Annotated in this window: 19 protein-coding genes, 2 pseudogenes and 1 other annotated feature; all 21 genes and pseudogenes read right to left on the bottom strand. The window is 38.3% G+C overall.

Going from position 1 to position 21,245, the window contains the following annotated elements:
* Positions 1–62: 62 nt before the first annotated feature.
* A complete protein-coding gene (gene obgE / locus BM211_RS09885; protein WP_035431515.1) occupies positions 63–1,349 on the bottom strand; it encodes a GTPase ObgE in 1,287 nt (428 codons plus the stop codon).
* Positions 1,349–1,891 (bottom strand): sporulation initiation phosphotransferase B, encoded by a 543-nt coding sequence (locus BM211_RS09880; RefSeq protein WP_035431517.1) that lies wholly within the window; start codon positions 1,889–1,891, stop codon positions 1,349–1,351. Before BM211_RS09880 ends, obgE begins: the two co-directional genes overlap by 1 nt.
* Positions 1,892–1,956: 65 nt before the next feature.
* A complete protein-coding gene (gene rpmA / locus BM211_RS09875) occupies positions 1,957–2,247 on the bottom strand; it encodes a 50S ribosomal protein L27 (protein ID WP_017150650.1) in 291 nt (96 codons plus the stop codon).
* 3 nt (positions 2,248–2,250) lie between these two features.
* A complete protein-coding gene (locus BM211_RS09870) occupies positions 2,251–2,595 on the bottom strand; it encodes a ribosomal-processing cysteine protease Prp (RefSeq protein ID WP_035431519.1) in 345 nt (114 codons plus the stop codon).
* An 11-nt stretch (positions 2,596–2,606) separates the two neighbouring features.
* Entirely contained in the window at positions 2,607–2,915 is a 309-nt protein-coding gene (gene rplU / locus BM211_RS09865; protein WP_035431521.1) for a 50S ribosomal protein L21, read from the bottom strand.
* 14 nt (positions 2,916–2,929) lie between these two features.
* Positions 2,930–3,007, bottom strand: a sequence feature (ribosomal protein L21 leader region).
* 77 nt (positions 3,008–3,084) lie between these two features.
* On the bottom strand, positions 3,085–4,467 hold the full coding sequence (locus tag BM211_RS09860; RefSeq protein ID WP_090996709.1) for an Rne/Rng family ribonuclease: 1,383 nt from the start codon (positions 4,465–4,467) through the stop codon (positions 3,085–3,087).
* Between the two features lie 63 nt (positions 4,468–4,530).
* Entirely contained in the window at positions 4,531–5,391 is an 861-nt protein-coding gene (locus tag BM211_RS09855; protein WP_090996706.1) for a M50 family metallopeptidase, read from the bottom strand.
* Positions 5,384–6,100, bottom strand: a complete 717-nt coding sequence (locus BM211_RS09850) for a M23 family metallopeptidase (protein ID WP_090996703.1) — start codon at positions 6,098–6,100, stop codon at positions 5,384–5,386. The genes BM211_RS09855 and BM211_RS09850 overlap by 8 nt, the downstream gene beginning before the upstream one ends.
* 151 nt (positions 6,101–6,251) lie before the next feature.
* Positions 6,252–7,049 (bottom strand): septum site-determining protein MinD, encoded by a 798-nt coding sequence (gene minD / locus BM211_RS09845; RefSeq protein WP_035431528.1) that lies wholly within the window; start codon positions 7,047–7,049, stop codon positions 6,252–6,254.
* Between the two features lie 2 nt (positions 7,050–7,051).
* Positions 7,052–7,738: a septum site-determining protein MinC gene (gene minC / locus BM211_RS09840; protein ID WP_035431530.1), complete on the bottom strand. Its 687-nt coding sequence runs from the start codon at positions 7,736–7,738 to the stop codon at positions 7,052–7,054.
* A 36-nt stretch (positions 7,739–7,774) separates the two neighbouring features.
* Positions 7,775–8,317 carry a rod shape-determining protein MreD gene (mreD, locus tag BM211_RS09835; protein WP_035431532.1) on the bottom strand — a complete coding sequence of 181 codons (543 nt, stop codon included), beginning with the start codon at positions 8,315–8,317 and terminating at the stop codon, positions 7,775–7,777.
* Between the two features lie 12 nt (positions 8,318–8,329).
* A complete protein-coding gene (gene mreC, locus BM211_RS09830) occupies positions 8,330–9,184 on the bottom strand; it encodes a rod shape-determining protein MreC (protein WP_035431534.1) in 855 nt (284 codons plus the stop codon).
* Positions 9,185–9,233: 49 nt separating this feature from the next.
* Positions 9,234–10,250, bottom strand: a complete 1,017-nt coding sequence (gene mreB, locus BM211_RS09825; protein ID WP_035431536.1) for a cell shape-determining protein MreB — start codon at positions 10,248–10,250, stop codon at positions 9,234–9,236.
* A 333-nt stretch (positions 10,251–10,583) separates the two neighbouring features.
* Entirely contained in the window at positions 10,584–11,075 is a 492-nt protein-coding gene (locus BM211_RS09820) for an HNH endonuclease (RefSeq protein ID WP_177206907.1), read from the bottom strand.
* A gap of 861 nt (positions 11,076–11,936) precedes the next feature.
* Positions 11,937–12,041 (bottom strand): annotated as a pseudogene (locus BM211_RS09815) (JAB domain-containing protein); the annotation flags it as partial.
* Positions 12,042–12,120: 79 nt separating this feature from the next.
* Positions 12,121–14,004, bottom strand: a complete 1,884-nt coding sequence (locus BM211_RS09810; protein WP_090996700.1) for a reverse transcriptase/maturase family protein — start codon at positions 14,002–14,004, stop codon at positions 12,121–12,123.
* Positions 14,005–14,575: 571 nt separating this feature from the next.
* Positions 14,576–15,112: pseudogene (radC, locus tag BM211_RS09805) on the bottom strand (DNA repair protein RadC); the annotation flags it as partial.
* A 13-nt stretch (positions 15,113–15,125) separates the two neighbouring features.
* Positions 15,126–15,686: a Maf family protein gene (locus tag BM211_RS09800; RefSeq protein WP_035431545.1), complete on the bottom strand. Its 561-nt coding sequence runs from the start codon at positions 15,684–15,686 to the stop codon at positions 15,126–15,128.
* 385 nt (positions 15,687–16,071) lie between these two features.
* Positions 16,072–17,016: a hypothetical protein gene (locus BM211_RS09795; protein ID WP_035431548.1), complete on the bottom strand. Its 945-nt coding sequence runs from the start codon at positions 17,014–17,016 to the stop codon at positions 16,072–16,074.
* 156 nt (positions 17,017–17,172) lie between these two features.
* Positions 17,173–18,483 carry a bifunctional folylpolyglutamate synthase/dihydrofolate synthase gene (locus BM211_RS09790; protein ID WP_035431551.1) on the bottom strand — a complete coding sequence of 437 codons (1,311 nt, stop codon included), beginning with the start codon at positions 18,481–18,483 and terminating at the stop codon, positions 17,173–17,175.
* A gap of 103 nt (positions 18,484–18,586) precedes the next feature.
* Entirely contained in the window at positions 18,587–21,232 is a 2,646-nt protein-coding gene (locus BM211_RS09785) for a valine--tRNA ligase (RefSeq protein ID WP_035431553.1), read from the bottom strand.
* Positions 21,233–21,245 lie beyond the last annotated feature (13 nt).

The following is a 21,245-nucleotide window of genomic DNA, read 5'->3' as shown; positions in this document are numbered from 1 at the left end:
TTCCAATTTGAGGAGATTTTTTTATTTACGTACAAAAAAAGACTGCCGAAATTCGGCAGTCCTTAATCGATAAATTCAAATTCATATTCAAGAATTTTTACAATATCGCCGTCTTTTGCACCGCGCGCACGTAGTGCTTCATCAATGCCCATACCGCGCATTTGACGAGCGAATCTGCGAACAGACTCATCACGACTGAAGTCCGTCATCTTGAATGTTTTCTCAATATCATAACCAGTAATGGCAAATGTACCATCGCTTTCACGTGTAATTTCAAATTTAGAGCCTTCACCCTCAAATTTGTACATTACACTTGCTTCAGATTCATCTACAACTTCGTGTATTGGGAATTCTGGTGTTGTTTCGATAAGATTTGCTACTTCAAATAGTAAATCACGAACACCTTGACGCGTTACTGCAGAAATTGGGAAGATTTTCACTTCATCGCCCACTTTTTCTTTGAACGCTTGTAAATTTTCTTCTGCGTCTGGCATATCCATTTTGTTTGCAACAACAACTTGTGGACGCTCTGTTAAACGCAGATTATATTCTGTTAATTCATTATTGATTGTTACATAATCCTCATATGGATCGCGTCCTTCTAAACCAGACATATCAATCACATGAATGATAACGCGTGTACGCTCAATATGGCGTAAAAATTGATGTCCAAGCCCAACACCTGCATGTGCCCCTTCAATCAATCCTGGAAGGTCTGCCATAACAAAGCTGCGACCATCACCTGTTTCAACTACTCCAAGGTTTGGAACAATTGTTGTGAAGTGATATTCAGCAATTTTTGGACGTGCTGATGATACAACAGATAATAATGTTGATTTACCGACACTTGGGAATCCAACAAGACCTACATCAGCTAACACTTTCAATTCTAGTACAACTTCACGTTCTTGACCTGGTTCACCGTTCTCAGCAATTTCTGGAGCTGGATTCGTTGGCGTCGCAAAACGTGAGTTACCACGACCACCACGGCCACCTTTTGCGATAACTGCTGATTGCTCATGCGTTACTAAATCCGCAAGAATTTGACCAGTAGCTACATCTTTTACAACTGTTCCCGGTGGAACCTTTACAATTAAATCATCCGCTTTACGGCCATGTTGGTTTTTACTCATTCCATGTTGACCGCGATCCGCTTTAAAATGACGCTGATAGCGGAAATCCATTAATGTACGTAATCCTTCGTCTACTACGAAAACAACATCGGCACCTTTACCACCGTCACCGCCTGCTGGGCCACCTTTTGGAACATATTTCTCACGACGATACGCAACCATTCCGTTACCGCCATCGCCGCCTTTTACATATATCTTGACCTGATCTACAAACATTATCTCACCACACTTTTTTCTAGTAGTTGTAATATAACCGAGATTTCTTCATCTCGCACTGTATAAGAAATGGAAAACCATTTATTGTGTTGATAAGCAAGCCACTCTTGTATCTCTTGTACATTTGTTAGCTTGCCACGAAAATCAAAAAAGAAACGAGCATCTTCACATTCAACTGTGATACAAACATAATTTTCAACATAAACGTCTAAACTATGCTCAAGCATTTGGAAAAATTGAGCCGTCCATACAGATACTCTTTCATCTAGATGCGATAAGTTATGTACTTCTCCTAATACTTCATACTCCAATAAGCACGGATGCTGTTTCCAATTATATGTTAAAATCCATTCTGAAAACTTAGGCATAGAAAGCCCAATCAGATTTGATTCTTGTCTCGCTTCTTGGACAAAACGATCGATGAGTCCATGAATCTCTTCCACTCTTCCAAGTGAAAGATTTCCTTTAATCATTTGCATACGATTAAGCCAATCATGTCTTGAATGACGCAACGCATCTATAATTGTCCATTTTTCTTCCATCCATATACCCCTTTAATATAGAAAAACCCTAACCTGCACTCAGGTTAGAGTTTTCCGTGAGTTTCTTATGCTTCTTGAGCAACAGGATATACGCTCACTTGTTTGCGGTCACGGCCAAGACGCTCGAAGCGTACTACGCCGTCAACTTTCGCGTATAATGTGTCATCGCCACCACGACCAACGTTAACACCTGGATAAATTTTTGTACCGCGTTGACGGTAAAGAATTGAACCACCTGAAACCATTTGACCATCTGCGCGTTTAGCACCAAGACGTTTTGACTGAGAGTCACGACCGTTCTTTGTACTACCCACACCTTTCTTAGATGCGAAAAACTGAAGATCTAATCTTAACATACGTTACACCTCCTGCACTTTTTCTATTAAACGGATATACTTTCCGTAATCAAGTTCGATCGTTTTAAGCGAAACAACCATGCCCTCTAATAGGAAACATGCTTTTTCCTTTGTAGAATTATCTAGATCACTAGGCAATTCATACATTAAGAATCCACCATCTGTTCCAAGTTCAATGGTTGCTTGCACATTACAAAGTGATTCCACTGCATTTATAGCACCAAACACAACCGCTGTCGTTCCAGCGCAGACAAGATCTTGTCCATGCGGAGCGAAGTTCGCATGCCCGGTCATTTTAAATGATTGGATACTTCCTAATTTCGTGCGGTTAATCGTAATTTTAATCATGACAACCCAAATTAAGCGTTGATTGCTTCAATCACTAATTTTGTGTATGGTTGACGGTGACCTTGTTTTTTACGATTGTTCTTTTTCGCTTTGTATTTGAAAACGATGATTTTCTTAGCGCGACCTTGTTTTTCAACTTTCGCAGTAACTGTTGCACCTTCTACAACTGGGCTACCAACTTTCACGTTTTCGCCACCAACGAAAAGAACTTTGTCAAAAGTAACAGTTTCACCAGCTTCTACATCTAATTTTTCAACGTAGATCTCTTGACCAGCTTCAACTTTAATTTGTTTTCCACCTGTTTCGATAATTGCGTACATAATTGCACCTCCTCATAATTACTAAGACTCGCCAAAACGAGGTAGACATACAATGTCTTTTAGGAACCTGTCCTGCGCGGTTGTAGCATATAGCCATTTAGGTGCTATAAACTATAACATAGAGATGTTATCATGAAACATAGCCTATTGTCAATGAATCTTCTACTAACTATTTTTTTCGCGCGCCTATCTCTTCATTCGTTCCAAAGCGTTGAATCGTATAACGTGCTGCTTCATCATCAATAAAATAAACTTGAAAAGATATATTACGCTGCAGTTCTTTCTCAAAAAAGATTTGCTGCACATTCGGATGAGCAGCGATTAAAACAGCTTCGTCATCTGTTCCATTATAAGCAATTAATTCTCTCTCTAGCTCATATGCTGCCGTTTCATGCGATAATACATAACCCGTGCCAAGGCAAATTTTGCAATCCGTTAACAACATATCACGGAGCGATTGTTTTTTTCGCTTTCTTGTTATTTCTAAAATACCAAGCTCTGTAAATCCTAATACTCTCGTATAAGTATGGTCTTTTTCTAAGTGTAGCTTTACAATTTCTCTTATTTTTTCTTTTTCCTCGCGGCGCTTCATATTTATAAAATCAATTAAAATCATCCCGCCAATGTCACGAAGTCGCAACTGCCGTGCAATTTCTTTTGCCGCCATTTCATTTGTGCGCAGTACTGTATCTTGTAAATTTTGTTTCCCGGTAAATTTACCAGTGTTTACATCAATTACCGTCATCGTTTCCATTTGTTCAATGAGTAAATACGCTCCGTTTGGAAGCCACACTACTTTTTTCAGTGCTTTTTCAATTTCACGATCAATTCCATAGCGAGCAAATAACGGCGTCTTTTCATGAAAGAACGTAACTTTTTCTGCACCTATTTTTTCTTCTAATTCTTGTATCATACTGCGCTGATCTACAATTACTTGTGAAATCGTCTCTACTGGTATTTCTTGAAGAATTCGATCTAAAAAGCTAGAAGGAGAATAAACGAGAAGCGGAACCTTTCCTCGTTGTTCTTGTTTTTTTACAAGTTCAAATTGAGATTGGAGACGGTGCATCTCCGCTTGTACTTCTTGTGTTTGTACTTTTTCACACGCAGAACGGAAAATAAATCCTCCTGTTTTTTCTAGTGCCAAAAGCTGTTCTCTTTTTTTCTCATCTTTTATTTTCCGGGAAACGGCAAAAACCGTGTCATAAGGCATATATACAACATATTTCCCGGTGAATTCTATATTTGCTGTTATTTTTGGCCCTTTCGTATCAATCGCCTCTTTCATAACTTGTACGAGAAGCGCTTGCCCTTCGTGTAATCGCATAGATGATGGCACGTTTTCATAGGACAAATAAGCATGCTTTTCCAAACCAATATTGACAAAAGCAGCGTTCATCCCTGCGATTGTTCGCATGACGCGACCAATATATATATTTCCAACAATTTGTGCTTGTTCATTTCGTTGCCATAACAGTTCTACAATTTCTTTCTCTTCTTCAACAGCAACTCGTTTTTCCGAACCGGTGTAATTTATGTATAACGTCTTCAAAGTCTTTTTCCTCTCTTTTATCCTTTTTTTATACAATATAAAAGGTTAGTGTTACCGTCAACACTAACCAATTAACTCTTCTACAGATGATGTTGTTCTTTTTTCTGTAAAATATGCGTAAAGCAATTCATTTTCATCTAGCGTGTATTGATTTTTATGATCTCCATATATGATAATTGAATGCTTATATCCCCTTCGAAATTGTGTGAAAATGTGATACAAACTCGTTTCCTTTTGAACTGTAATTGCTTTAACCTTGGCAATTTCTCGTTTTTTTCCGTAATATCGCTCGAGCAAAAAACGCATAAATGCATAGCGACGTTGTTTCCACTCTTGAAATAAAGAAAATGCTAAAAAAAGAAGTAACGCCCACATCATTGCATTCTTTCCATTCCAAAAGAATTGTAGCCCTAATACAACGCTAAGACAAACAATTGAAATTCTCATCATCATATTGTGCGCTTGTAGAAATGGAAAACGATGCGATAATATGTTTAGTACAAGTTTCCCTCCATCGAGAGGCCAAATTGGTAATAAGTTAAAAAATAGAATCATCATATTGTTCCACAGAAAAAAATTGTAAAAGTTTTCTCCCATCCAGCCTGCCATGTACAATACATAAGCGGCTGCTATCATCCATATATGTTGAGCAGGGCCTGCTATAATGACAATCGTTTCTTCTTTTAACGGCTTATTCCCGTGCTCATCAAGCTCAGCTACCCCGCCAAATGGCAAGAGCTGAATTCGTTTAATTCGCCATTTAAAATGAGCGGCTGCTATCGCATGACCTAATTCATGAATAAAGACAATGAAAAATAAAATAAAAACCTCTGTAAAACGAGCTGTAAAGACCGCAATTGCTATAACTCCCCAAAATAACGGATGAATCGTAATCTTTGAAAAAACCTCACTATATTTAGTCAAATGAAATCACCTGAATTGGATCAATAAATTTTTCATTCTTTTTAAACGCAAAATAAAATTTTCCATTTGCGACAGTTCCAACTTTTTGCTTTTTCGCTACATAATCATATAACTTAACTGATGTTTCTCCTAAATTTCCATACCAAGATTCCGTACCATCTGCATGCTGGATTTCAACTATATTTCCAAACTCCTCTTTTTGACCAATCGAGACAACAATGCCCTCATTAACTGATTCCACAACGGCATTTGCGGCTGTTTGTACAAATACACCTTGTCCGTTTGCTTGAAAATTTTGCATTATTTTTCCCGAGGCAGGAACAGCGTAATCCTTTTCTTTCTGCGCAATTTTCTTTTCACTAGAAGGTAAAAAAGATAATGGTTTTCCAAACTTTGATTCATACCATTTCGAAACAGTTGCAAATTGAAATTCTTCTTTCATCACTTGTTTCACAACTGTACGTGGTTCCTCAAAAGAATTTGTTGAGTTTTTAAATAGGATAGCCACAACAAGAACAAGAATAGCGGATAGTAACAACTTAAAAAGAAATATTTCCTTTCGGAAGAGAGGATGTATTTCTTCTCCTTCTTCAACAAGAAGCTGTGTATATTCTTGTTCTTCAAACGAAAACAATTCATCTTCTCTATCTTGCTGCGCTTTTCTCTTAGCAATCCTTTTTTTAATTTCTTCTACTCGTTTATTTCTCATCCTGACCCCTTCCTCTTTCCATCAGTTTGTACATATGTATGAGTTGTCCTAGAAAGATATTCATGGGAATACTTTTCTTCTAGAAGGTCATGGAGCATACTAGTAGCTATCGCCTAAACAAAAAAGCACTCCGCATATTTGCGAAGCGCTCTTAACGTATTCCGAAGAATTTTTTCATTTTCGTTAATACTGATTCTTTTCCGTTCTCAAACTGTTGCAATGGCACATTTTCACCAAGCAAACGTCTTGCAATATTTCGATAAGCAATCGATGCTTTTCCACTCGGTTGCAACGCTACAGGCTCTCCTGTATTTGTTGCTCGAATCACCGCATCATCATCTTCTACGACCCCAAGCAGTTCAATTGACAAGGTACGTACAATTTCATCTACATCCAACATATCCTGTTCATGTAGCATATGACTACGCACGCGATTGATAATTAACTTCGGTGGCTCGATATCTTCTTTTTCCAATAATCCGATAATCCGATCAGCGTCACGCATTGAAGATACTTCTGGTGTTGTCACAACGATCGCTTTATCAGCACCTGCCACAGCGTTTTTAAAACCCTGTTCAATACCAGCTGGGCAATCAATTAATATGTAATCATAGTCTTGACGTAGTTGCTGTATCAATTCTTCCATTTGTTCAGGTGTTACTGCTGATTTATCACTCGTTTGTGCTGCAGGTAATAAATAGAGTTCATCAAAGCGCTTATCTCTAATAAGAGCTTGAGGTAAACGACAACGCCCTTCAACAACATCAACGAGATCATATACAATACGGTTTTCCAGCCCCATTACTACGTCTAAATTTCTCAAACCGATATCTGTATCAATCAAACATATTTTTTTCCCGGATAACGCCAAGGATGTACCAATATTTGCAGACGTTGTAGTCTTACCTACTCCGCCTTTTCCAGATGTAATAACTATTGCCTCTCCCACAGCTATACAATTCCCCTTTCTAACCTTGTTAAATTAGGTCTAAGATGAGTGAGAAGTTGAATGCGATCGACAACAATGTGATTGTTCTCATTAATGTAGGCACATTCTGCCCCTTCCGCCCCGTCTTCTTTCTCCTCAGGAGCGCGCGTTGCCACGTCGCTAATCCGAAGCTGCATTGGATTCATTACAGAGGCTGCAACAACAGCTTCTGTATCCCCATAATATCCAGCATGTGCAATTCCTCGTAATGTTCCAATAATAAAAATATTTCCTCCGGCGATAACTGTACCGCCTGGATTCACATCTCCAATCAATAATAAATCGCCTTTTACATGCAATATTTGACCTGAGCGAACAATTTTTGAAACAGAAACAATTTCTGTTTCTTCTTTCCATGTTAACGCTTGCTCTTTCGTTACAACATCACTTTCAATAGAATCTACAACTAAATTCTTTTTATTACGAATTAGCGTGCGCAACTCTTCTTGTTGCACTTCTGTTACATAACGATTCCCAACTTTGACCTGTACTTCAATTACAGAGCGTCCATCACCCTCGTAGTAATGGGTTGAAAGCTTTTCGTCAAGTTCTTGCAGCAATTCACGAAATGAACAGGAATCATCCAGATGTAACGCTAAGCCATCCTTCGTTCCTTTTATAGTCACATTTTGTTGCTTTTTTTCTGTCACCAATGCTCACCCCACCGAATTTAATTCGACATAAAATCAGAAAATCCTTTTTTCCTTTTCTTCCATAGCGTCTGAAAGACGTAAAAGATATCGTTGCAGTGGGAAGCAAAACAGTAGTAAAAAAATTCCGTTCAACAACAGCGTTGGAAGAAGACGATCCGTGAAAAAGATATGCGGTGGCATATGAACACGACCAATTAACGTCAAAAATCCATACACATAATACTCTAGCGCAGCAATGCTCGCCAATACAATAAAGAACACGATAAAAAGGTTCACTTGTAAAATGCGCATTGCCTGATAGACAAGATACACTAAAATTGGATAAGCAAATATATACACACCAACTAATTCTGTATGTACAATATCAAACAAAAATCCAAATAATAGCCCATAGTATATACCATGTACAGAATTAAAGTAAATTGCAATAAAGCATAAAACAATCATTAAAAAATGCGGTGCTACAATTGTATTCTTCCAGAAAAGACTCGTTGGAACAATAGTAGAAAACATATTCTCGAGTACAAATACGAAAAGAAGTAGAAGAGGAAGAATTGCTTTTTTTAAAATCTCCATCTCTTCCCCCTCCTATTTCCCTAAATCTACTGTCGACATATTCCGTTTAGCAACCATAACATTGCTAACATCACTTAAATCTGCCGCTGGCTTAATATAAGCTGTTTGTGTTAATCCATACTCATCCGCTGTTACCTCTACGATTTGTCCAATAACCAATCCATCTGGGAACACACCGCCAAGACCAGAAGTTACAACTGTTTGATCCTTCTCTACTTTCACACCAGATGGGATTTTTGTGAAAACAAGTTGCTGCTTCTCTTTATCGTACCCTTCGATTAATCCGAAAACATTACTATCTCCTCGGACAACAGCTGAAATACGATTTGTTCGGTTTAATGAGCTGATTAGCTCAACCGTTGAAGTAAATTGTGAAACGCTTTTTACTTTTCCAATTAAACCTTTTGATGTAATAACGGCCGCATCCTTTTGAATACCTTGTTGTGCACCTTTATCAATACCGATTAGGTCATTCCATTTATCTGGATTGCGCGCAATAACAGTTGCTTGAATCGGTTTAAAATCACTAAGTGTATCTTTTTTCCCAAGAATATCACGAAGTTCTTCATTTGTTTTTTCTAATTCTTTTACTTTTACAGACAGCTCTGCATACTTGTCCAATTTGGACTTTAATTCTTTATTTTCTTCATACGTGCGCTTTACATCTTCTACGTTCTCAAAGAATCCGGCAACATAATTCGCTGGCTTTTGAAATACACGTTCTACAACTCCTACGGTATCCTTTACAAACTGCTCTGGCCACGTTAGATTTTTCCGTTCTTTCAATGAGATTCCGATCAATGCTACGAGAAGAATAATACTAACTAATAAAACAATTAATCTTTTGTTTAAGAAAAACTGTGGCACGTTCACACCCTCTTAAATTCACTAAATTTTTATGCTGAAATAATGGATTTTATCGAGCATTTTTGAAAAGGTCGATATTGTCTAATGCTTTACCTGTTCCAATCGCTACGCAATCTAATGGATTTTCTGCAACAAGCACTGGCATATTTGTTTCTGCACTAATTACTTTATCTAAATTACGAAGCAACGCACCGCCGCCTGTTAAAACAATTCCGCGATCCATAATATCCGCTGCTAATTCTGGCGGAGTTTTTTCTAATGTATTTTTTACAGACTCAACAATTGCATCTACAGTATCTTTTAACGCTGATGCAATTTCCTCTGGACGAATCGATACCGTTTTTGGCAATCCAGTCACTAAATCACGACCACGAATATCCATTGGCTCGACACCTTCTGATTCGCCAGCAGAGCCGATTTCTAATTTTAATGCTTCTGCAGTTCGTTCCCCGATCATTAAATTGTAGTTCTTCTTAATGTATTGAATAATTGCATCATCCATTTCATCACCAGCAACACGAACAGATTGACTTGTTACAATACCACCAAGAGAGATAATAGCAACTTCTGTTGTACCACCACCGATATCTACAACCATACTTCCTGTTGGTTCCCAAACAGGTAAGTCCGCACCAATTGCAGCTGCAAATGGTTCTTCAATTGGGTACGCATCGCGTGCACCTGCTTGACGAGTTGCATCGATTACTGCACGTTTTTCAACTGCTGTAATACCAGATGGCACACATACCATTACGTAAGGCTTACGAGAGAAGAAGCCATTTGATTTCTGCGCTTGTTGAATATAATATTTCATCATCGTTGCTGTTGTTTCATAATCTGCGATAACACCGTCTTTCATCGGACGAAGTGCCACAACATTTCCAGGTGTACGACCAATCATTTGTTTTGCATCGTTACCAACTGCAACAATTTGCTTTGTGTCTGTTTGCAATGCCACAACAGATGGCTCGCGTACAACAACACCTTTCCCTTTCACGTATACAAGCGTATTCGCTGTTCCTAAGTCTATTCCAAGGTCACGAGTAAAACCACCAAATCCAAACATATTCTATATCTTCCTTTCTAATTTTAACAAAATTGCTCTTTTTTCTGTCAACATTATTATATTTATATAAAACATAACGTTTTTACATGTTATTTGTTATAGTGTAGACGAAAGCCTACAAAAAACTCATAACTCACATTATAAAACAAAACAAAGAAAAAAAATAGTCTTAAATATGACCTTTATCTTTTAAACTAATGAATTTATGGTCACCTATAATAAATAGTGATAGGTAAGAAACAACCTCAACATTACTCGTTAGGAGTTCTTTTCCCCCACTTCACACCGTACGTGAGATTTTCACCTCATACGGCGTTCCATCAATTCAATTATTTAAGTTAAGCTCAATTTTTCTCTAAAACCTAGAACTTTTTCCCAAGTAGCTTTTCCGACCATGGAATAATCTTTTGGACTGTGAATCATTCGATGGCAATGTTCGTGCATGGATGCAAGGTTAGGGACTCGATTTACTTCTTCTATAGGAAGTTTGGAGTTGATATGGTGTATGTGTATATCGTCCCCTTGAAGTATCTCTTTACATACTCGACATCTTCCTTTATCACGGTTAAAAGCATAGGCTCGATTCATAAAATATTCAAAGTTGTACAGTTTTTCCTTATGTCCAATTTTGATAATCTTAGACCAATTCAAGCTGAGAAGTTCATCCGCTCTTACTTTAACAGGCTTTTTGCTGGTTCGATTCATATAAATTTGTCTACCCAGTCCGGTGTATGGTGTTTCGGTAGGACTTTTATTTTTAGGTTTTTTCCACCTACAAAAATCTAGCCTTGTAACACCTATTTTCAATTCGTTATATTCAATCATTGGTATTTTGGTTTCGTACGTTTCATGGACTGACCGTAAATTGTTTACTTGTTTTGCGGATACTTTATAACCGCCATGCCTTCGATAGTTTTATTATATAACTCGTCCTGTTTATCTCTTAACTCTTGTTCTGATTTTAGATAGTTAGATTCTTGTTCCATTGCGATTCCTCCTTATTGGGAGAATGCAAGGTTTTAATCAGGTATGCTCAAACGGCTTCCCTAACAAATTGATTTAACTTATTAATTGAACTGACTATGCCCCTTCGCTCCATTCCCATTACAGAAACTTCGACACTACTACGGGCTGCTGTCCCATAGATTCAATTGTCATTTCCTCCAATTTAGATGCATTGAATTTAACTCCTCTTGTCATCATCTTCTATGGTTCCGCTGTTCCTTACGCTTTAGCTTTCCATTACCGTTTTAGCTGTCCTCTTTGACCCGTTAACCATCTTTTTGTCCGCTGTTGGTAGGACGCAAGACACTATTCCATTATTGGAGTAGTATAGATTTTGCAACCACAAATACAAAACCCACGATTAAACTTCTTTGACAGAAGCGAGAAACTTCATTTCGTTTCCCTTTACCTTTACGAGCCGTACATACGAGGATTCCTGGTGAGTCAGCATGACGGTCTTATAGCCTCCCGCTTACTTCACTAACCTCTTCTCAGGTCTGTTTTTCAACGCCTTTACCGAGCTTCGTACACAAATGTAGTTAACCATTTATGCACGTCGGAGTTTCAGAGCATCGTTACCAACATTTAACGATGAGTTGGGATTTCACCAACCTATTCAAGCGTAAAGTTCAAAGGTAAGTACCTTTGCCTAGTTTTATTGCCTATTTCTACGCAGATTGTCTAGGAACAACGCACACTATGATCGAGAATTTCAATGCCAATAATCTTCCCGCATTCTACAAGCCTTTTCGTGACTTCAATATCTTCTCGGCTTGGCGCGGGGTCGTAGGGTAGGGAGCGTGCGCCTTATTTAGTTACCCAAATAGGTCTCACAGTCCCCCCCTCAGAACCGTACGTACAGCTTTCACTGTATACGGCTCGCCAGTTGACTAATCGGAATTTGCTTCTCATGATGGTCATGATGGCATTTAAAGCATAGGACGATTGTTTTCCTTTGTCGTTCAATCATAACCTTATCCAAATACTTTAAATTTCGTTTCTTTTTCAAGTCCTTTAATTTTCGAACGTGATGAACTTCCATCTGACCTTCTGTTGCACCGCACGCTTCACATTTATTAGCTAACAAACGCTTTTCAAATTCTGTTCGCCCAGAATATTTCATTGTATTCACGTATGAGTCTATTTCTGGTGTATCAGCTTTAATCGCACCTTTATGTTTAGGCAGGTCTTTTAATTTCACAAACTGATGAAGTTTTTCATTGCCATGTTTATCTTTTCTTGCTAGGCAAAGTACTCCTTGTTTGTGTGTTCTCATGCTTGTAGCCACTTTCATCGAGGTGCTTCTACGTTTATTAGCTATGGCTTTAATAAAACTACTCTCTGCTAAATAAAACAACCTATCTAAATGATGGTAATTATTTGCTAGCTTGTAGTAGTTTGCAATTCCTCGTAGTTCAGCGTTATACGTGTGCAAAATTTCTAATTCCGAATTGTTTATTAATTTTGTCCGATGTACAATTTTGAAGTTATCTAGGTTTCCATATCCGTTTTTGACTGCAAATTCATTGATTTTCTTCTCTGGGATCTCTAACTTTATTGCACCTGAGAGTGTTCTTTTCTTCAATGGGTGTTTTTGATTCTTATACGCAATCCTTTTGACCTTTACTTCACTCCACCTGCGAAATTCGTAACCTAAGAAAGATATCGAATTTTCAAGATGTGTTATGAGCGTTTTTTCTTCACTAAGGTCAAGACGGAGTTCCTCTTTAAGAAAATGTTTAATCCTTTCCCTAACATTCCATGCACTTTGTTTAGTACCAGCTATCCCAATTACGAAGTCATCAGCGTAACGAACATATTTCATTCTTTGATAATCCTTGTCCATAGGGTCTATTGATGAAATTTTTATTTGCTTCGATTTAAGTTCTTGAATGTTGTTTACAAGGTCTACTCGCCCTGCCCACAATTCATGTCCGTTTCTTTCATCAAGTTTCTTAACCTTTCGTGAAAGGGTTCTGATATCCGAACGAATCGCAACGTATTCTTTATTTCTCGCCCTAATATTTCCTTTTTCAAAATTCTTCATTTGTTTTTCCATGAACAAATCAAACTCATGAAGATAAATGTTAGCTAATAAGGGAGAAATAATACCGCCTTGTGGTGTACCGCTGTATGTCTTATGGTAAATCCAATTTTCCATTACACCACAAGTAATTGCATTATGAACAAGGAGAAGGAAACGTCGGTCATTTATTTTCTTTGAGATAAGCTTTACTAGTACAGTATGGTCAATATGGTCAAAAAAACCTTTAATATCTCCTTCAATGCACCACGTTAACCCTTTCCACGTATTCTTGATTTGAGATAATGCTGTGTGACAGCTTCTCCCTTCTCTAAATCCGTGAGAGTTATCTGAGAATGTTGGTTCATAAACATTTTCTAAAATCATTCTCATTACTTCCTGTACCAACTTATCTTTAAAGTTAGGAACTCCTAAAGGTCTCTTTTTACCATTTGCTTTTGGAATATAAACTCTTCTTACAGGTGCAAAACGAAACATCCCATTCTTGAGTTGGCCAATGATTTCATCAATCTTTTGTAAGCTAAAACCATCGATTGTTTCTTCAGACGTTCCTTTTGTTAAATTCCCAGCATTCGGATATAGCTTTGCGTATGCTTTAATCCATAGTTCTCTTTTATACATGAGACGGTAACAATCCGTTATTGTTTTACCATTTTGAGAAGCTTTCCTTATAACGTCCAACTGATGAAATGGATTTGTTGCCATATTCATGACTCCTTTCTCATTGACGTTAACATCAACCTGTCCCCCTTCCCCCTGCTAAACTCATTACAAGCAAACGTTGGGTACTACGAGGACTCCGTTACCGTATGCAATTTTCATAGACCTATGTCTAATAGCCAACTGGCGCTCGCACTTAGGTAATCCCTGCATTATGACATAATTTTAGTTACGTGATGGTTAGGCATCCCTTTCGACGGTTTCCTCTAGTGGAGGATTGAAGGACAAACCTTACTATGGACAGGGCTCTGGCGATACCCAGCAGACATAGTGAAAATACATCCCCCATTTTGTCCTCATTGCCTGTTAACTATCGTAGACAACGGCGCACCCATCGCTCATTCGTCTAGGATTCAAGCAGTGTAGCTTTTACCATACATCACTTGGTCTGAAGAACTGACTCGACGTTAGATAGCTTTGTCGTATTTTCTCCTTTTCACATCATGCTCTGTTCCCTCTATGGGTTTCCCCTTAAGGTAAGATGCTGACCATAGAACGTTGTAAGGAGTTCTAGGTTACTAAGTAACCGCTAAAATTACACACCTTGCAGGCGCACGCCGGAAGGATGATTATGAAGGCAGATAATAGAAGCAGCAGCGCGGCGAAAAGCTTCCTTGAAGATCTCGCGCGGATGCACAATCGAGGCATTCAAACTTCCAATAAACACCGTCTGGCGATGTATCACTTGATTTTTCGTATTTAAATATAAGCATACAAAATGTTCCTGTTGTAAAAAGCGCATCTCTTCCATCATGTAACGTGCGCAATCTTCTGGATTACGAATGCTGTATCGATTTTGATACTCTAAACGCACCATTCTTCGTCCAAGTTCAAAAGCAGCAATAAGTTGGGATGCTTTTGCCACCCCAACGCCATGAATACTTGTCATCTCTTCAATTGTTGCATCTTTTAACATTCGTAATCCGTCAAAGTAATGCAAAATTCGATTTGCTAATGTTAAGACCGACTCCTCTTTTGAACCTGTTCGAAGTAATATAGCGAGAAGTTCTGTATTCGATAAGCTGCTTGCTCCTTCTAGCAATAAACGTTCCCGTGGTTGATCTTCTTTCACAACATCACGAATGCAGCTCATATTCGAGCCTCCTTTACATATTAAATTGTTTCAACTCGCGCACAACGCGTGCAATCGGCAAGCCAACAATCGCATAATAATCACCTTGTATATGCTGAACAAAAATTGCACCTTTTCCCTGTATTCCATAACTACCTGCTTTATCAAGCGGTTCTTTCGTTTGCACATATGCATGAATTTCTTCTTCGGTTAATTCCCAAAACGTTACTTCTGCACGCTCATAGAATGTCACTGTTTTCTCTTTTGAAATAAGAGCAACTCCTGTAAACACCTCATGAGTTTTTCCTGATAAGAACTTCAGCATTTCTTTCGCTTCTCTTTCGTCCTCTGGTTTTCCTAGAATACGCGACTCAAAAGTAACAATTGTGTCAGCACCAAGTACAACGCAATCTTCGTAATCCTTTGCTACAGCAGATGCTTTTTGCAACGCAAGTGACATTACGATATCATGCGGTGATGAATATGCTCCAATCGTTTCTTCTACATCGCTAACTACAACCTCAAATGGTATATCCACAAGCTCAAGTAATTCTTTACGTCTTGGTGAACCAGACGCTAATATAAGTTTTTTCATACGTTCTCCTTTCATTATTAAAATTAGCAGGAAGATACAGCATAACCATACTAAATGTATAGATTCTCCTCAAATTTTAAAAATATCATTTTTCCTTTAAAAAAATACAAAAGAAAGGAAAACCTTACTTTCCCTTTCTTCAGTACGAATAACAAATCGAAAAAAGCACCCACATGTTGATAGTGAAGTAAATCTCATCTATCATTTATTCATTTTAATTTTTCGACATATAAATCACTACTATGTCAAATACACCATGTGATCGCTACTTGCTTTTTCCTTTTGTTTTAAACCTTGCATGTAGCAAAAAAAGGCTCTGACCGCTTCTCTGCACGGCCAGATGCTCCGCCGAAAAAGAAAGAGGGCATTTGCATTTATATAATTATTATACGTTTTTGTTTTTTTGTGAAACTATTTTTTCATAAGAAAGAAGGCTATCTACTAACACTTGCTGTAATTTCATCATCGTTTCCATATCCTGTTTTCCCTCTTGTATTGTTTGCACAGCTACTGATGCATATGTAAACAACTTTTTTAGGTCATCCTGCTTTAGTGCTGCCTCTTCCTTTTTTATTACTTTCCATTCATTTTCAATCTGTTCTATATCTGTTTTACTTATTTTGTTCCCAGATTGCATCACAGCTGCTTGGTTCAATAACTTTCCATATAATGATTGTAACTTTTCCAAAAACGCCCCATATTCTTGATTCTGCTTTAAAAGTGCTTGATCTGTAATCTCCCATTTCTTTTTCACAACTGATATATCTTTTTGTTTATATTGCGTAATTAGCTGCATAACAGATTGTTCATCATGCGCCATTCCAAGAACGAGTAAATGTTTATCACCTGACTGCATAACTGCGCCAGGTACTCCATTTTCTTGTAACTCCTTTAATGATGCCTGTCCCTTTTCTTTCGAAGAAAAGACTCCGCCCTGTACAAAATAAATCGTCAGCGGTGCTAAAGCAGTTGGTGCTGTTTTCTCATTTGTCGCTTTTTTTGTTTCATTTTTCTCTGTAACAGTTGCTGCTGGGGCTGTCGTTTCATGAACAGTTTCTTTCCCTGTTAGTAAGTGCAACATTCCCATTCCAAACCCTGTCCCAATTACAATCGCTGTAGATACCGTGAGAATAAACTTATTACTCCATCCTTTTTTTCCTTTACGTATTGATGCTGCATGTTTTTGAAACGACACAACATTATTTGTCACCGTATTCTCTGGGAGCACCCAATCAAATTCTTCTTTTTTTGTTTCCTCTTCTTTCTTCTCTATATAATTTGCTTCCGTTCCATTCACTTTAACTGAAATTGGTCGCGACTGTTTGTCCATACCCCCACTCCTTACTTCTTATCATTGCCAGCATCGTATCATACTCGTTTCAAAAAAAAACGAGATACTTGTCAAAGCGGTTCGCCAAATTATCCTATATTGTTATCTTATATGTATGCTTACGTCTTTATTTGTAGAACAAAAAAACTAGACAGCTTATTTCTGTCTAGTTTTTTGAACCACATATTTACGAGCTTCTGATATAAAATAAAGAGAACCTGTTAATAGGAAAATATCATCTTCTTGTAAAGAATCCATTGCCCTACTAATCGCTTCCTGCCAATTTTCAAAAATATGTTTCGATTCTCGCTTTGAATGAGCAGCAAGAGCTTCAGCAGAGATAGCACGATCAAACTTAAACGTTGTAAAAATCATTTCATCCGCAATTGTTTCTAATTGTTCAACCATTTCATCCAGTTGCTTGTCCCCAAGTGCTGTAAATAAAATAATAATTCGTTTTTCACTGTAATGTGCACGAACAGTTTCTACAAGGCTATGTATACCTTCTGGATTGTGTGCCCCATCAATAATGACATGGGGGTGAGTAGAAAGTTGTTCAAAACGTCCAATCCAATATGCTTCCGCTAATCCTTTTCGAACATGCTCTTCATCAATTAAAAATGCTTGATATACGTTTAAGTATGACATTGCCATAAGTGCCAGCGCAGCATTTTGCACTTGATGCTGACCTTTCATGGAAATGAAAAGATCTTCATACGTACGGAATGGAGACGAGAATGTAAACCTTTCCCCTTCTTTCTCTGAAGAAAGATGTTCTACTTGAATTTGATTTCCTAGTTCATATAAGTTAGAACGTTTTTCGTTAGCAGTCGTACGGATGACTTCTAACGCTCCGTTTTGCTGTACCCCAGTTATAACAGGAACACCTGATTTTATAATTCCCGCCTTTTCAAATGCAATTGCTTCTAGCGTATCTCCTAAAATATGCATGTGATCACGGCCGATATTTGTAATAATTGTCAGTACAGGATGAATGACATTTGTTGAATCAAAGCGCCCTCCAAGACCTGTTTCAAATAACACGACATCACACGGATTTGTCTTTCCAAAATAATAAAGAGCCATAACGGTAATGATTTCAAATTCTGTCGTTTCGCCTAAATCTGTTTTATCTAACTTCTCCACAATAGGTTTAACTCTATTTACGAGATCGGTAATTTCTTGATCTGTAATTGGTGCACCATCAATACTAATCCGTTCATTAAACGTTTCAATATAAGGTGAAGTAAACGTTCCTACTTTATACTCTGCCGCCTGTAACATATAACGCATATATGTAAGAGTTGAACCTTTTCCATTTGTTCCTGCTAGATGAACACATTTTATGTGACGCTCGGGATTTCCGAGTTCCCCTAGCATCCATTTCATACGTTCTAACCCTGGTTTTATACCGAATTTTAAACGGCTATGAATCCAGCCGATTGCTTCTTCATATGTATGTATCACGTGTACCGTTCCCCTTTCCAATCAGCAAAAAAGATCTTGTCTCAGCTCTATTATACGCAAACAAAAGAGACCCACCAATACGGCGAGCCTCTTTCGAACAACTTTATTTTTGAAGATCAGCTAAACGCTGGCGAACTGCTTCGCGTTTTTCTAAATAATCTTGCTCTTTCGCGCGTTCTCCGTCAATAACTGCTGCTGGAGCTTTTGCTACAAAGCCTTGGTTTGCAAGCTTTTTCTGTACACGTTCTACTTCTTTATCGAACTTTTCAAGTTCTTTTTCAAGACGTGCTCTTTCTTCATCAAGGTTGATCAGATCAGCTAGTGGTAAGAATAGCTCTGCACCTGATACAATTGCCGTCATCGCTTTTTCTGGCGCTTGTAGATCCGTTTGAATTGTTAATTCACTTGGATTACAGAATCGCTCAATGTAAGAGCTATTTTTCGTAAGCTGCGCTAGTACTGCTTCGTCTTTTGCTTTAATTTGTAGTTGAACTTTTTTGCTCATTGGCGTATTTACTTCCGCACGAATGTTACGAACAGAGCGGATAATATCAACTAGAAGATGCATTTCTGCTGCTGCTTCTTTATCTTGTAAATCTTCGCGAACTGTTGGCCAAGCCGCTACTGTGATAGATTCACCTTCATGAGGTAAATGTTGCCAAATTTTCTCTGTTACAAATGGCATGAATGGGTGTAACAGGCGCATTGTTTGATCTAGTACGTATGCTAAAACAGAACGAGTTGTTTTCTTCGCTGCTTCATCTTCTCCGTATAATGGAATTTTCGCCATCTCAATGTACCAGTCACAGAAATCATCCCAAATGAAGTTATATAATGCACGGCCAACTTCACCTAGTTCATATTTATCCATGTTACGTGTTACACTTTCAATCGTTTCGTTTAAACGAGTTAAAATCCATTTATCTGCAACTGATTTTTCACCAGTTAAGTCGATATCTTCATATTTCATGTCATCCATGTTCATTAATACGAAACGAGATGCGTTCCAAATTTTATTGATGAAGTTCCAAGTAGATTCTACTTTCTCCATGCTAAAACGTAAATCTTGACCAGGCGCACTTCCTGTTGATAAGAAGAAGCGCATTGCGTCTGCACCGTACTTCTCAATAACTTCCATTGGGTCGATACCATTACCAAGAGATTTACTCATTTTACGTCCTTGCTCATCGCGAACAAGGCCGTGAATTAATACGTCTTTAAATGGACGCTCTCCTGTAAACTCTAAACCTTGGAAAATCATACGAGATACCCAGAAGAAGATGATGTCATAACCAGTTACAAGAGCGTCTGTTGAATAATAACGCTTGAAGTCCGCTGCATCTTCGTTTGGCCAGCCTAGTGTAGAGAATGGCCATAATGCTGAACTAAACCATGTATCAAGTACGTCATTATCTTGGTTCCAGTTTTCAATATCCGCTGGCGCTTCTTCACCTACGTATACTTCACCAGTTTCTTTATGATACCAAGCCGGGATGCGATGTCCCCACCATAATTGACGAGAAATACACCAGTCATGAATATTTTCCATCCAGCGTAAATATGTGTTCTCGAAACGATCAGGTACGAACGTTACTTTTTCTTCTTCTTTTTGTTGAAGTTCAATTGCCTTTTCTGCAAGTGGTGCCATTTTTACGAACCATTGCGTTGATAAATATGGCTCAACAACTGCTCCGCTGCGCTCACTATGACCAACAGAATGCATATGCGGTTCGATTTCTACTAATACACCTGCTTCTTGCAAGTCTTTTACTAATTGCTTACGGCATTCAAAGCGATCCATACCGTTATACTTACCAGCTTTTTCATTCATTGTTCCATTTTCGTTCATTACTAGAACGCGTGGTAAGTCGTGGCGGTTACCTACTTCAAAGTCGTTCGGATCATGAGCTGGTGTAATTTTTACAACCCCTGTTCCAAACTCTGGATCTACATAGTCGTCTGCGATAATTGGAATTTCACGGCCAACGATTGGAAGTGTAACTGTTTTTCCGATTAAATGTTTGTAACGATCATCTTCTGGATGAACTGCTACTGCTGTATCACCAAGCATTGTTTCCGGGCGAGTCGTTGCAAGGCGAATGTGACCAGAACCGTCTGTTAATGGATAGTTCATATGGTAGAATGCCCCTTGAACATCTTTATGAATTACTTCAATATCAGAAAGGGCAGTGCGCGCTGCTGGATCCCAGTTAATAATGTATTCTCCGCGATAAATTAAACCTTTTTCATATAATTGAACGAATACTTTATTAACTGCATCAGATAAACCTTCATCTAATGTAAAGCGCTCACGAGAGTAATCTAGTCCTAAACCAACTTTCCCCCATTGCTGACGAATGTGATTCGCGTATTCTTCTTTCCATTCCCACGCTTTTTCAAGGAATTTTTCACGACCAAGGTCATAACGAGAAATACCTTCTTCACGAAGTTTCCCTTCTACTTTCGCTTGCGTTGCAATACCTGCATGGTCCATACCAGGAAGCCATAATACATCATAGCCTTGCATACGCTTTGTACGCGTTAAAATATCTTGAAGCGTCGTATCCCAAGCATGACCTAAGTGCAGCTTACCAGTTACGTTCGGAGGCGGAATTACAATCGTGTATGGTTGTTTCTCTGCGTCTCCTTTTGCTTCGAAATATTTGCCTTCAAGCCACCATTTATAACGGCCTTCTTCTACGGATATATGATCGTATTTTGTTGGTAAATTCTTTTCCGTGTTTGACATATTTTTCCCTCCT

Source organism: Bacillus sp. 491mf (assembly GCF_900112415.1).
Classification (GTDB): domain Bacteria; phylum Bacillota; class Bacilli; order Bacillales; family Bacillaceae_G; genus Bacillus_A.
This window is presented reverse-complemented; position numbering and strand designations above follow the sequence as displayed.

Bases quoted from the DNA above. Each gene is read 5' to 3' on its own strand.
- obgE (WP_035431515.1), bottom strand. From the start codon at position 1,349: ATGTTTGTAGATCAGGTCAAGATATATGTAAAAGGCGGCGATGGCGGT.
- BM211_RS09880 (WP_035431517.1), bottom strand. From the start codon at position 1,891: ATGGAAGAAAAATGGACAATTATAGATGCGTTGCGTCATTCAAGACAT.
- rpmA (WP_017150650.1), bottom strand. From the start codon at position 2,247: ATGTTAAGATTAGATCTTCAGTTTTTCGCATCTAAGAAAGGTGTGGGT.
- BM211_RS09870 (WP_035431519.1), bottom strand. From the start codon at position 2,595: ATGATTAAAATTACGATTAACCGCACGAAATTAGGAAGTATCCAATCA.
- rplU (WP_035431521.1), bottom strand. From the start codon at position 2,915: ATGTACGCAATTATCGAAACAGGTGGAAAACAAATTAAAGTTGAAGCT.
- BM211_RS09850 (WP_090996703.1), bottom strand. From the start codon at position 6,100: ATGAGAAATAAACGAGTAGAAGAAATTAAAAAAAGGATTGCTAAGAGA.
- mreD (WP_035431532.1), bottom strand. From the start codon at position 8,317: ATGGAGATTTTAAAAAAAGCAATTCTTCCTCTTCTACTTCTTTTCGTA.
- mreB (WP_035431536.1), bottom strand. From the start codon at position 10,250: ATGTTTGGATTTGGTGGTTTTACTCGTGACCTTGGAATAGACTTAGGA.
- BM211_RS09820 (WP_177206907.1), bottom strand. From the start codon at position 11,075: ATGATTGAATATAACGAATTGAAAATAGGTGTTACAAGGCTAGATTTT.
- BM211_RS09810 (WP_090996700.1), bottom strand. From the start codon at position 14,004: ATGGCAACAAATCCATTTCATCAGTTGGACGTTATAAGGAAAGCTTCT.
- BM211_RS09800 (WP_035431545.1), bottom strand. From the start codon at position 15,686: ATGAAAAAACTTATATTAGCGTCTGGTTCACCAAGACGTAAAGAATTA.
- BM211_RS09795 (WP_035431548.1), bottom strand. From the start codon at position 17,016: ATGGACAAACAGTCGCGACCAATTTCAGTTAAAGTGAATGGAACGGAA.
- BM211_RS09785 (WP_035431553.1), bottom strand. From the start codon at position 21,232: ATGTCAAACACGGAAAAGAATTTACCAACAAAATACGATCATATATCC.